This is a genomic window from Rhizobium sp. TBD182 (genome assembly GCF_001950375.1).
Taxonomy (GTDB): Bacteria; Pseudomonadota; Alphaproteobacteria; order Rhizobiales; family Rhizobiaceae; genus Agrobacterium; species Agrobacterium tumefaciens.
Genome location: NZ_BDLN01000001.1, coordinates 1242026 through 1253662, shown reverse-complemented (window position 1 = coordinate 1253662; position 11637 = coordinate 1242026). Strand labels below are relative to the sequence as shown.

The window sequence follows — 11637 nt, the reverse complement described above, 5'->3', positions numbered from 1 at the left end:
TCGGGAGAAAAATGATGACTCAATCCTTGAGCATGAGCAGACGCGGCCTTATCGGTGTGGCGGGAGCAAGCGTTCTCGGCGCGCCGCTTTTGATGGCGCGCACCGCAACGGCGCAGACGAACCAGCCGCAAACTTCCATGGAGATCAAACACGCCATGCCGCCTGAAACCAATCGCTTCAAGCTTGGTACTTTCGAAGTGCTTGTCGTGAAGGACGGCGCGCGCGCCGCGCCCAATCCGGGCGAGACCTTCGGCACCGATCAGTCGGCGGAAACCGTCGGCAAGCTGCTGGAAGACAATTTTCTGCCGAAGGAGCAATTCGTCAATTCCTTCTCGCCGGTTCTCGTAAATACCGGCACGGACCTCGTGCTGTTCGACACGGGTTTCGGCGAGTCCGGCCGTGGCGCTGGTAACGGCCGGCTTATCGAAGGCATGGCTGCTGCCGGTTACTCTCCTGACGACGTGACCGTGGTGGTGCTGACCCATATGCACGGAGACCACATTGGCGGATTGATGGAAAAGGGCGCGCCAGCCTTCTCCAAGGCGCGTTATGTTTTCGGCCAGGCGGAATATGATTTCTGGACGGACGAGAAGCGGGTTGGCACGCCTGCCGAAGGCGGCCAGAAGGGCGTCATCGCCAACGTCAAACCGCTGGCGGAAAAGGCGACCTTCATCGGCGACGGCGCTGACGTGGTTTCCGGCATCACCGGCATTGCGGCGTTTGGCCATTCGCCGGGCCACATGATCTTCCGTGTCGAATCGGAAGGCAAGCAGCTGATCCTGACGGCTGATACGGCCAACCATTTCGTCCTGTCGCTGCAAAAGCCGGATTGGGAAGTGAAGTTCGACATGGACAAGGCGGCGGCCGCTGCAACCCGCAAGAAGGTCTACGACATGATCGCCACGGACCGGTTGCCGTTCCTCGGCTATCACATGCCTTTCCCGGCGGTCGGTTACGCGGAAAAGCTGGATACGGGGTACCGTTTCGTGCCGAAGTCCTACCAGTTCGACATCTGATGCATATCGCGCAAAAGCGTTAAGCGGTTTTGCGATAACGACATGCGTAAAAACAAGCAGTTAAAGCGCGTCGTGCGGAACAGGGATCCACAGGACGCTCTTTAACGCCTGCTGCAATGCAGCAACAGAATAAGCCCGGAAGGTCATTCCGGGTTTTTTCTATTTCCTTCCTGTCATGAACGTGTTACCAGCCCTCGCCAACTTCCAAGCAATCCTTGCAGGGCGCCGGGGTGAACTTTTCGTTCCGGGACGGCCACGCATTTTCATTATGAAGGAATTTGGTCATGGCACGCATCATTCAAACACCCACTGGTTTGGACGCTCTCACATTTGACGATGTGTTGCTGCAACCCGGACATTCCGAGGTTATGCCGGGACAGACGAATATCGCCACCCGCATTGCCCGTGATATCGATCTCAACCTGCCGATCCTCTCTTCCGCCATGGACACGGTCACGGAAGGCCGCCTTGCCATCGCCATGGCGCAGGCCGGCGGCATCGGCGTCATCCACCGCAACCTTACCCCCATCGAACAGGCCGAAGAAGTCCGGCAGGTAAAGAAGTTCGAGAGCGGCATGGTCGTCAACCCGGTCACCATCGGCCCGGATGCCACGCTGGCAGAAGCACAGGCTTTGATGAAGGCGCACGGCATTTCCGGCATTCCGGTGGTTGAAAACGGCGGTGCCGGCGGCCACAAGAATGGCCGTCTCGTCGGCATTCTGACAAACCGCGACGTGCGTTTCGCATCCGATCCGCAGCAGAAGATCTATGAACTGATGACCCGCGAAAACCTTGTTACGGTCAAGGAAAGCAGCGTCGATCAGCAGGAAGCGCGCCGTCTGCTGCACAAACATCGCATTGAAAAGCTGCTGGTGGTGGATGGAAAGGGCAATTGCGTCGGCCTCATCACCGTCAAGGATATGGAGAAGTCGCAGCTCAACCCCAACGCCACCAAGGATGCGCAGGGCCGTCTTCGCGCCGCTGCCGCAATCAGCGTCGGTGCCGATGCCATCGAGCGCGCAGAACGCCTCATCGATGCCGGTGTTGACCTTCTGGTCGTCGATACCGCGCATGGCCATTCGCAGCGCGTGCTCGATGCCGTTTCGGTGGTCAAGAAGATGTCGAACTCCGTTCGCATCATCGCCGGCAATGTTGCGACCGCTGACGGCACCAAGGCACTGATCGATGCCGGCGCCGATGGCGTCAAGGTCGGTATCGGCCCCGGTTCCATCTGCACCACCCGTATCGTCGCCGGCGTTGGCGTTCCGCAGCTTGCTGCGATTATGGCCTCGGTCGAAGTGGCCAATGCTGCAGATATTCCTGTCATCGCCGATGGCGGCATCAAGTTCTCGGGCGATCTGGCGAAGGCTATCGCCGCCGGCGCCTCCGCCGTCATGATCGGCTCGCTTTTGGCCGGCACGGATGAAAGCCCGGGCGAAGTGTTCCTCTATCAGGGCCGTTCCTTCAAGGCCTATCGCGGCATGGGTTCCGTTGGCGCCATGGCGCGCGGCTCCGCCGACCGTTATTTCCAGGCGGAAGTGCGCGACACGCTGAAGCTCGTTCCGGAAGGTATCGAAGGTCAGGTTCCCTATAAGGGTCCGGTCTCCGGCGTCCTGCACCAGCTGGCCGGTGGCCTGAAGGCTGCCATGGGTTATGTCGGCGGCGGCACGATCAAGGAATTCCAGGAGCGCGCCACCTTCGTGCGCATTTCCAGCGCGGGCTTGCGCGAAAGCCACGCCCATGACGTGACGATCACACGCGAAAGCCCGAACTACCCCGGCGCGGTTTGATCTTTCGAACCGAATCCGCAACAACATAGTCTGAGTATTTGGCGCTCCCCGATTCATGCCGGATCGGGGAGCGTTATTGTGATTGGAGGAGAAAGCATGTCACCAACGACCGCAATGTTCTGGCCGATGATAGCCCATGCATTTCTCGTGTTCGTTCTTTACGCCCTACTGCTTTACCGCCGCAAAAAATACACGCTGACGGACCGTGATACCGCGCTCAGATATCGCGATACGGGACAGGAAGGGCGCGAAAGCTATCTGGTCAACCGAAACATTGCCAACCAGTTCGAGCTTCCGGTTCTCTTCCACCCCGTCTGCCTGCTGCTTTATATTACCGACGCGGACAATATCGTTACCGTCGTTCTGGCCTGGCTGTTCGTGATTTCCCGTTATGCGCACTCCTTCGTTCACGTCACCAGCAACCGTCTGCGTTATCGTGCGCCATTGTTCGCGATTGGTTTCGCGCTTCTCGTCTGCCTCTGGGGCTGGCTCGCCATCTGGTTGGCGCTGGAGTGAGATGGCACCGTAAGGTTGCTTCATAAGTGAGACAATCGCGCCTCTAAAATGCTGCGATTTGCGATGGGTCAATTCCGTGACGCCCCATCCCCGGTAGTCTCTGCCTCGCCGTCGAGAATTTCAGGCGAGCAGAGATTAGGGAGTATGTCATGGCTAAAACAATGAAGGCCGCGGTTGTCCGCGCATTTGGCAAACCGCTGACCATCGAGGAAGTGGCGATACCGGATCCCGGCCCGGGTGAAATTCTCATCAATTACAAGGCGACCGGCATTTGCCACACTGACCTGCACGCCGCAACGGGCGACTGGCCGGTCAAACCCAATCCACCATTCATCCCCGGCCATGAAGGCGTCGGCTACGTCGCCAAGATCGGCGCTGGCGTGACCGGCATCAAGGAAGGCGACCGCGCCGGCACGCCGTGGCTTTATACCGCCTGCGGATGCTGCATTCCGTGCCGTACCGGCTGGGAAACTCTTTGCCCAAGTCAGAAGAACTCGGGTTATTCCGTCAATGGCAGCTTTGCGGAATACGGGCTTGCCGATCCGAAATTCGTAGGCCGACTTCCCGACAATCTGGAATTCGGCCCCGCTGCACCAGTGCTCTGCGCCGGTGTCACCGTCTACAAGGGTCTCAAGGAAACCGAAGTGAGGCCCGGCGAATGGGTGGTCATATCGGGCATTGGCGGGCTTGGTCATATGGCCGTGCAATATGCCAAGGCCATGGGCATGCATGTCGTTGCCGCCGATATTTATGACGACAAGCTGGAGCTTGCGAAAAAGCTGGGCGCGGATTTCACCGTCAACGGTCGCGCGCCGGATGCGGTGGAACAGGTGCAGAAGGCGACCGGCGGCGTCCACGGCGCGCTCGTGACGGCGGTTTCGCCCAAAGCCATGGAGCAGGCCTACGGTTTCCTGCGCTCCAAGGGCACGATGGCACTTGTTGGCCTGCCGCCGGGCTTCATCTCCATTCCGGTTTTCGAAACGGTGCTGAAGCGCATCACGGTGCGTGGCTCCATCGTCGGCACAAGGCAGGATCTGGAGGAGGCGCTTTCCTTCGCTGGTGAAGGCAAGGTAGCCGCCCACTTCTCCTGGGACAAACTCGAAAACATCAACGACATCTTCCGTCGCATGGAAGAGGGCAAGATAGACGGCCGTATTGTCGTGGACCTTGCCGCCTGAGACAGATGACCAGCGGTGGCGCTCACGCAAAAGTGTGCCGCCGCTTGTTCACCGGGCGACGATCTGCGCTATCCTCCCTGTGCATCTGCGCGTTCAGGGAGAAGAGAGCGATGGACGACAAGCCGAAGATTACGCAGGCCATGATCGACGCTTACGATGAATATACCCATCTCAGCCTCGATCGCCGCAAATTCATGGAAAAGCTCAGCCTGCTTGCCGGCTCCGGCGCAGCTGCGGCCGCAATCGCGCCGCTTCTTTCGGCCAACAGCGCCCGTGCGGCAATCGTCGCGCCTGATGATGCGGGTATCGTTGCGGAAGAGGTGACCTATCCCGCCCCCGGTGGCGAGATGAAGGGCTATCTCGTCACGCCGAAATCGGTTTCCGGCCCCATTGGCTCGGTCATCGTCATCCATGAAAACCGGGGCCTGAACGACCATATCCGCGATGTGGCAAGACGCGTGGCGATTGCGGGGTTCAGGGCGCTTGCGGTTGATTTCCTGTCGCCGCAGGGCGGCACGCCTTCGGACGAGGATAAGGCACGGGAGATGTTCAGCGGCCTCGATATGGACGCGACAGTCGCCAATGCCGAAGCCGGTCGGGTGTGGCTCGCTGCAAGGCAGGGTGCGAACGGCAAGGTTGGTGCGGTCGGTTTCTGCTGGGGCGGCGGGCTGGTCAACCGGTTCGCCACCAAATCGGCAGGCCTGAATGCCGGCGTCGCCTATTACGGCCAGCAGCCGCCGGCGGCCGATGTGCCTGCTATCAAGGCGCCCCTGCTGTTACAGTATGCCGGTCTGGACGAGCGCATCAATGCCGGTATCGACGCCTATAAAAAGGCACTGGAGCAAAACGGCAAAACCTTCGAAATCTTCGTTTATGACGGCGTCAACCACGCCTTCAACAACGATACGTCCTCGGCGCGATACGACAAGGCCGCGGCCGATCTCGCCTGGGGCCGGACGACGGAGTTCTTCAAAAAATATCTGGCGTAGTGGGGTTTCGGTCCGCTGTGACGGACAACCCCTGAAATCCCGCTCTAGACGCCGCCAGCCCCGCGTTTCAAATGCTCATCAAGCCGGGGCATGATCTCAACGAAATTGCAGGGCAGGTGGCGGTAATCGAGCTGGGCTTTGAGAATACCGTCCCAGGCATCCTTGCAGGCGCTGGGAGAGCCGGGCAGCACGAAGATGAAGGTGGCGTTTGCCACGCCGCCGGTCGCCCGTGACTGGATGGTGGCGGTGCCGATCTTTTCATAGGAAATGCGATGGAAGATGGCAGAAAAGCCGTCCATGCGCTTTTCGAACAGGGGTTCCAGCGCCTCGGGTGTCACGTCGCGGCCTGTAAAGCCGGTGCCGCCGGTGGTGATGACCACATCCACGCTCCCGTTGAGCGTCCAGTCGCGCACGGTGTTGAAAATAGCAGCCTTGTCGTCTGCCACGATGGTGCGGGCGGCGACCTTGTGTCCGGCTTCCTCTATGCGTGCGACTAGCGTGTCGCCGGACTTGTCATTCTCAAGCGTGCGGCTGTCCGAAACGGTCAGAACCGCGATGCCGAGGGGAATGAAGGGTCTTTCGCCTGCCATGGCCTTATCCTCGAATTGTGTTGTATTCAGATGGTCCGCGTCGCCTGAAAATACCAGCCGGGGCGCTTGTTTCGAAGCGATGTTTCCGCTTTTCGGGCGGCCTCGAAGGAATGAAATAGTCCAAAACAGGTGGCACCCGAACCGGACATGCGCACAAGGGAAGCACCTTCCTGCGACAGCATGCCGGCGATTGCGCCGATATCAGGCAGGAGCGCCTTGGCGGGGACTTCCAGATCGTTGCGGCTTTGCGCCAGAAAATCCATCCAGCCGCCTTCTTTGCGCTCCGGCAGGGGCGGGTTGGCCTTGTCGAGCAGTCGCCGAAAAATCTCCGGCGTCGAGACCGCTTTCAGAGGGTTGGCCAGCACCAGAAAGAATTCCGGCAGATCGGAGACCGGCTCGATATCCTCGCCGATACCTCGTGCGATGAGTGGGCGGCTTTCAAGGCACATCGGCACGTCAGCGCCAAGCGCAAGCGCGATGGGTGCGAGATTTTCAGGAACAATCCCGGCATTCCAGTGCCGCAACAGCGCCCGCAGTGTCGCTGCCGCATCCGCTGAGCCGCCGCCAATGCCGGAGGCGACCGGCAGGTTCTTTTCGAGATGGATGGCAACCGGGCGTGCCGATTGACCTGCCGCCACAAGCGCATCACGCAAAAGGTCTCTGGCACGGACGACGAGATTGTTGCCGCCATCGCCTGCGCGCAGCAGATCGCCAAACGGGCCGTAGATGGAAAAAGTGTCGGCATCGGCATCGCGAACATGGATCGCGTCGCCTGCTTCGGTGAAGGTCACCAGCGTCTCGAGCAGATGATAACCATCTGCCCGCTGACCGGTTACATGCAGTGCCAGATTGATCTTGGCCGGGGCCGCCTCGGTTGTTTCGACAGCCCCGGTAATGTCATCCGCGCGCATGTCGCGTCAGGATTTCTTGTCCGGGGCAGGGGCAACAGGGGCCGGTGCTGGCGGAGCCGGCGGCTGCGGCGCGGCCTCCTTCTTGGCGGTGTTTTCGGCGTCCTTTTCCAGCGGCGGCAGGCCGTTGGCAATCTTTTCCTTCACCTTGGCCTTGTCCAGATCGTCATTGTCGCCAATCAGCGCGCGGTTCCACTGATACACGGCCTCGATCTTGCGGCCGACACGCCAGTAGGCATCGCCCAGATGATCGTTGATGGTCTGATCGCCGGCCTTGAGCTCGATTGCCCGCTCCAGTTCGGTGACAGCCTGGTCAAACGCGCCCAGCCGGAAATGCGCCCAGCCAAGCGAGTCGACGATATAGCCGTCATTCGGCCGAAGCTCGACCGCGCGGCTGATCATCTTCATCGCTTCGTCGAGGTTGATACCCTTGTCCACCCAGGAATAGCCGAGATAGTTCAGCACCTGCGGCTGTTCCGGGTTGAGTTCGAGCGCACGCTTGAAGTCCGGCTCGGCCTTGTCCCATTCCTTCAGGCGCTCATGGGCGATGGCGCGCTGGAAGAACACGGTCCAGTCCGACTTCTGCGGTACGGCACCGATCACCTCGACAGCCTTGTCGTAGTTTTCGGCCATGGCCTTGTAGTCCTTGGCGTCGGAAAGCACGCTGCCATAGGCGAGGTAAGAACGGATATCCTTCGGATCGGATTGCAGCAGGGATTGCAGGTGGTTGCGCGCTTCCTCCACCTTGCCCGTCTGCGCCAGCGTCAGCCCGAGCTGCAGCTCGGAGATGCGGTGCATCGGCGAATCTTTCGGCACGTCGCGGTAGAAGGCGATGGCGCGGTCGGGCTGTTTCATCGCCTCGGCAAGTCCGCCGAGAAGGATCAGCGTATCAGCGCTTTGCGGATCGAGCGCCCGCGACGTCTGAAGGTAAAGCGTGACGATCTCTTCGGCACCTTCGCGGTTCAGCGCGCCCGCGATGGAAAACATCACGGAAGCCGCGCCTTCAACGGCATTGGTGATCTGCTGCGGCGGCTTCTCGCCCTTCTCGATGGATTGGCGAAGCGCTTTGAGAGGCGCATAGTTCGGCGCAAAAGTGTCGCCGACCGCAATTGCGTCCAGCGCCTTCTGCTTGTTGCCGGCTGAAGCCTCCAGCCGTGCAAGCGCCATCACCGCGCGCATATAGGTGTCGGAAGCGGTTGCCCCGCCTTCACGATCCGTCACGGCCTCATTGAGGCTCTTGCGGGCAGCATCTGTGTTGCCGGAGACAAGGGCGATCGCCGCGGCATTGTATTTCTGGAAAATCGAAATCCAGCCCGGACCCTTCATGTTGTTGACGAGGGCCAGCGCTTCCTTGGGCTTGCCTGAACCGGCGCGCGCCCATGCCGTCAGAAGCGTGTTGACCATGCGGTCGAGATCGTTCGGGCCGGTATATTTCAGGATTTTCTCGGCCTTGACGAATTCCTTGTCCTTGATGGCGTCGAGGCCGCGCACGATGGTCGTCACGCGTTCGACGGAGGTATCGTCCTTCATCGAATCGGCAATCTTGGCGCCAGCCTCGAAATTACCGCTCAAGAGTTCGGCGATCATCAGGCGCTGGCGGATTTCCGAATTGGCCGGATCGAATTCCAGCGCCTTCTTGTAGAGCGAAATCGCGGTGGGGTAATCCTGATCGACATCGGCATTGCGCGCGGCAAGGAATGCGCCGGAGAAGGTATTTACCTTGGCAGGATCGAAAGTAACGGCCTTGGCTTCCGTTTTCGTCTCCGCAAAGCCGGGGCTTGCACCCGCGCCAAGTGCGAGAGCGGCGGCAAGAGCCGCGCTGCAGAGAAGACGAAGTGCTGGTTTACGCCGCATGAGGGAACCTTTGCCTTTGTGCAGAAGCACGGAAAAATCAGTTTCCATTGTTTGGTCACGATAGAATGGCTTTTTTGAAGCAACCCCGCAAGAAATTATGGCCCGCGCCACAATCTCCCCTTGCGGGACACCCAGTCCGAAACAGCGGCGGACGGTCTTGTCCATCCGCCGTTTGCCTGAGGCCTCCAGCGTCAGTTGAGACGCTCGATGCAGAAGTCGATGACTTCCAGAAGCGCGTTTTTCCACGGGCTTTCCGGCAGCGGTGCAAGCGCATCGCGGGCAATGGTGCCGTAATGCGTGGCGCGGCCGATCGTATCGCCAAGACCGTTGTATTTGGTGATGAGGCCGAGCGCCTTTTCGAGGTTCTCGTCGCTGCTTTCGCCGTTTTCGATGGCGTTGCGCCAGAAGGCGCGCTCATCCTGCGTGCCGCGGCGATAGGACAGGATGACCGGCAGGGTGATCTTGCCCTCACGGAAATCGTCACCCGTATTCTTGCCGAGATCGGCGGATTTGCCGCCGTAATCCAGCACGTCGTCAACGAGCTGGAAGGCGAGGCCGAGATTCATGCCGTAGGATTTCAGCGCGCTGCGGCTTGCCTTGTCGGTTTTGGCGACGATGGGGCCAACTTCCGCGGCCGCTGCAAAAAGGGCGGCCGTCTTGGCGCGAATCACCTGCAGATAATCGTCCTCGGTCGTTTCCATGTTCTTGGCGACCGAAAGCTGCAGCACTTCGCCCTCGGCGATGACGGAAGCGGCGGTGGACAGCACGTCGAGCGCATCCAGCGAGCCGACGTCCACCATCATGCGGAAGGCCTGGCCGAGCAGGAAGTCGCCGACGAGAACGCTTGCCTGGTTGCCCCAGATGGTGCGGGCGGTGGACTTGCCACGGCGCAGATCGCTTTCATCCACCACGTCGTCATGCAGCAGCGTCGCCGTGTGCATGAATTCCACGCTGGTGGCGAGCTTGATATGGTGGTCGCCCTCGTAACCGAACATCGAGGCAGAGGCCAGCGTCAGCATCGGCCGCAGGCGTTTGCCTCCGGACGAGATCAGATGGTTGGCCACCTCAGGTATCATCTGGACATCGGAACCGGCTCTGGAAAGGATAAGCTGGTTCACCCGTTCCATGTCGGCACGGGTCAGGTCGACAAGCGGCTTGACGGATGCGAGTTTGTTTTTGCTTTCTTCAAGCGGTATGACGACGCCCAAGGGACAGGACTCCTGTTCGAATTTGAGTTCGACAATAAAAACTGGCGCCTGTCGCGGCAAGGGGCGAATTGCCGCTAGCCATTCAAAAAAATGGGAATTTGGGGCTTATCCATGCGTGAACTGATCCGTACCAACGATGCCGTGCTGTTATCCTTCGCCGAAAGCCTGATGAAGGACGCTGGTATACATTGCCTTGTCGCCGATCAGGCAATGAGCATTCTGGAAGGTTCGCTCGGTCTTTTGCCCCGCCGGTTCCTGGTGGAGGAAGACCGCGCCGGTGAGGCCCGCCGCATTCTCGTGGATGCCGGTCTGGGCGACGAATTGCGCAACGAAGAGGCGTAAACGAACGTGGGCGGCGAGATTTCGGAAACTTTGGATGCGTTTCACCGGGGCCGTTTTCACATTCTCCAGCCCAAGGGCAGGGGGCACCGCGCCGGCATGGACGCCATGCTTCTTGCCTCGATGGTGGCGGACGAGCGCGCCTGCCGCATAGCCGATCTCGGCGCGGGCGCGGGCGCGGCAGGTTTCGCGGTCGCCACGCGGCTTGAAAAGGCCGAAGTGACCCTGTTCGAACGTTCGCCGGAAATGGTGGAATTTGCCCGCCGCAGCCTGGCATTGCCGCAAAATGCCGCTTTTTCCGCCCGTATCAGCGTGTGTGAGGCCGACGTGACGCTGCGTGGCAAGGCGCGCGTCGAGGCCGGACTGCCGGACGGGCATTTTCACCACGTCATCATGAACCCGCCCTATAATGATGCAGGTGACCGCCGCACGCCCGATGCGCTGAAGGCTGAGGCCCACGCCATGACGGAGGGCCTGTTCGAGGACTGGATCAGGACCGCAGGTGCGATCACGGTTCCAGGCGGGCAGCTTTCCCTTATTGCACGGCCGCAATCGGTGGCGGAGATCATTGCCGCCTGTGGCAGCCGTTTCGGCGGCATCGAGATCACACTCATCCACCCACGCCCCGGCGAGGACGCGGTGCGCATGCTCGTAACCGCGATCAAGGGGTCACGGGCGCGGCTGTCGTTCCGGGCGCCGCTCGTCATGCACGAGACCGGCAGCCATGCCTTCACGCCCATCGTGGATGACCTGAATAATGGCCGCACCGCCTATCGCCGTAATGTAAAGGCAATCGTGCCTGGCCTATAAATTCGCCGTTCCTCCGGCCGCAAACCATTGTGTTTTGCAGGGCAATACATACATCCGTGACGAACAGGCAAATGCTGCGAGGAGTGAATTGTGGGTTTTCTGAAGTATCTGGTGCCGAAACGCTTTCGCAAAAAAGAACTCGTCATCCCGGTTGTGCGCATGCATGGCGCCATCATGGCTGGCGGCAACCAGTTCCGCCCCGCTCTCAATCTTGCCTCCTATGCACCGCTGCTGGAAAAGGCCTTTGCCATCAAGGACGCGCCAGCTGTCGCCATTTCCGTGAATTCTCCCGGTGGCTCGCCGGTGCAGGCGCGAATGATCTATAATCGCATCCGCCAGCTTGCCGAGGAAAAGGACAAGAAGGTCCTGATCTTCGTTGAGGATGTGGCGGCCTCCGGTGGCTACATGATCGCGCTTGCCGGCGACGAGATCATCGCCG

The 11637-nt window shown here is 60.2% G+C and carries 12 protein-coding genes; 8 read left to right on the top strand and 4 right to left on the bottom strand.

Annotated elements, in window-relative coordinates; all coding sequences use genetic code 11:
- Positions 1 to 14: 14 nt before the first annotated feature.
- The 5 genes from T18_RS06320 to T18_RS06295 all read left to right on the top strand — a co-directional run bounded on the left by T18_RS06320 (position 15) and on the right by T18_RS06295 (position 5489).
- Positions 15 to 1016: an MBL fold metallo-hydrolase gene (locus T18_RS06320; protein ID WP_038489887.1), complete on the top strand. Its 1002-nt coding sequence runs from the start codon at positions 15 to 17 to the stop codon at positions 1014 to 1016.
- A gap of 284 nt (positions 1017 to 1300) precedes the next feature.
- The gene (gene guaB / locus T18_RS06310) at positions 1301 to 2806 is read left to right on the top strand and encodes an IMP dehydrogenase (protein WP_003515165.1); all 1506 of its coding nucleotides are present in this window, start codon (positions 1301 to 1303) and stop codon (positions 2804 to 2806) included.
- Positions 2807 to 2920: 114 nt separating this feature from the next.
- On the top strand, positions 2921 to 3322 hold the full coding sequence (locus T18_RS06305; protein ID WP_003515166.1) for an MAPEG family protein: 402 nt from the start codon (positions 2921 to 2923) through the stop codon (positions 3320 to 3322).
- A 149-nt stretch (positions 3323 to 3471) separates the two neighbouring features.
- Positions 3472 to 4500: an alcohol dehydrogenase AdhP gene (gene adhP / locus T18_RS06300; RefSeq protein WP_003515167.1), complete on the top strand. Its 1029-nt coding sequence runs from the start codon at positions 3472 to 3474 to the stop codon at positions 4498 to 4500.
- A 110-nt stretch (positions 4501 to 4610) separates the two neighbouring features.
- A complete protein-coding gene (locus tag T18_RS06295; RefSeq protein WP_038489890.1) occupies positions 4611 to 5489 on the top strand; it encodes a dienelactone hydrolase family protein in 879 nt (292 codons plus the stop codon).
- A 44-nt stretch (positions 5490 to 5533) separates the two neighbouring features.
- On the opposite strand, the gene moaB is transcribed toward T18_RS06295, so the two are convergent.
- The 4 genes from moaB to T18_RS06275 form a co-directional block, all read right to left on the bottom strand.
- A complete protein-coding gene (moaB, locus tag T18_RS06290) occupies positions 5534 to 6079 on the bottom strand; it encodes a molybdenum cofactor biosynthesis protein B (RefSeq protein ID WP_038489893.1) in 546 nt (181 codons plus the stop codon).
- A gap of 26 nt (positions 6080 to 6105) precedes the next feature.
- Positions 6106 to 6990 (bottom strand): 4-(cytidine 5'-diphospho)-2-C-methyl-D-erythritol kinase, encoded by an 885-nt coding sequence (locus T18_RS06285; protein WP_038489896.1) that lies wholly within the window; start codon positions 6988 to 6990, stop codon positions 6106 to 6108.
- A 6-nt stretch (positions 6991 to 6996) separates the two neighbouring features.
- Positions 6997 to 8841 (bottom strand): tetratricopeptide repeat protein, encoded by a 1845-nt coding sequence (locus tag T18_RS06280; protein WP_013635516.1) that lies wholly within the window; start codon positions 8839 to 8841, stop codon positions 6997 to 6999.
- Positions 8842 to 9032: 191 nt separating this feature from the next.
- On the bottom strand, positions 9033 to 10049 hold the full coding sequence (locus tag T18_RS06275) for a polyprenyl synthetase family protein (RefSeq protein ID WP_003515172.1): 1017 nt from the start codon (positions 10047 to 10049) through the stop codon (positions 9033 to 9035).
- Positions 10050 to 10160: 111 nt separating this feature from the next.
- Here T18_RS06275 and T18_RS06270 point away from each other — a divergent pair, with 111 nt between their 5' ends.
- From T18_RS06270 to T18_RS27620, 3 genes are all read left to right on the top strand, one after another.
- Entirely contained in the window at positions 10161 to 10391 is a 231-nt protein-coding gene (locus T18_RS06270; protein ID WP_003515173.1) for a DUF2007 domain-containing protein, read from the top strand.
- Positions 10392 to 10397: 6 nt separating this feature from the next.
- Positions 10398 to 11198 (top strand): tRNA1(Val) (adenine(37)-N6)-methyltransferase, encoded by an 801-nt coding sequence (locus tag T18_RS06265; RefSeq protein WP_038489899.1) that lies wholly within the window; start codon positions 10398 to 10400, stop codon positions 11196 to 11198.
- An 87-nt stretch (positions 11199 to 11285) separates the two neighbouring features.
- Positions 11286 to 11637, top strand: a 352-nt coding sequence (locus T18_RS27620; protein ID WP_323455212.1) for a S49 family peptidase, incomplete at its 3' end; no start/stop codon positions are given.

What these genes read in the sequence shown, in the direction of transcription:
- T18_RS06320 (WP_038489887.1), top strand. Translation starts at nt 15, where the DNA reads ATGACTCAATCCTTGAGCATGAGCAGACGCGGCCTTATCGGTGTGGCG.
- guaB (WP_003515165.1), top strand. Translation starts at nt 1,301, where the DNA reads ATGGCACGCATCATTCAAACACCCACTGGTTTGGACGCTCTCACATTT.
- T18_RS06305 (WP_003515166.1), top strand. Translation starts at nt 2,921, where the DNA reads ATGTTCTGGCCGATGATAGCCCATGCATTTCTCGTGTTCGTTCTTTAC.
- adhP (WP_003515167.1), top strand. Translation starts at nt 3,472, where the DNA reads ATGGCTAAAACAATGAAGGCCGCGGTTGTCCGCGCATTTGGCAAACCG.
- T18_RS06295 (WP_038489890.1), top strand. Translation starts at nt 4,611, where the DNA reads ATGGACGACAAGCCGAAGATTACGCAGGCCATGATCGACGCTTACGAT.
- moaB (WP_038489893.1), bottom strand. Translation starts at nt 6,079, where the DNA reads ATGGCAGGCGAAAGACCCTTCATTCCCCTCGGCATCGCGGTTCTGACC.
- T18_RS06285 (WP_038489896.1), bottom strand. Translation starts at nt 6,990, where the DNA reads ATGCGCGCGGATGACATTACCGGGGCTGTCGAAACAACCGAGGCGGCC.
- T18_RS06280 (WP_013635516.1), bottom strand. Translation starts at nt 8,841, where the DNA reads ATGCGGCGTAAACCAGCACTTCGTCTTCTCTGCAGCGCGGCTCTTGCC.
- T18_RS06270 (WP_003515173.1), top strand. Translation starts at nt 10,161, where the DNA reads ATGCGTGAACTGATCCGTACCAACGATGCCGTGCTGTTATCCTTCGCC.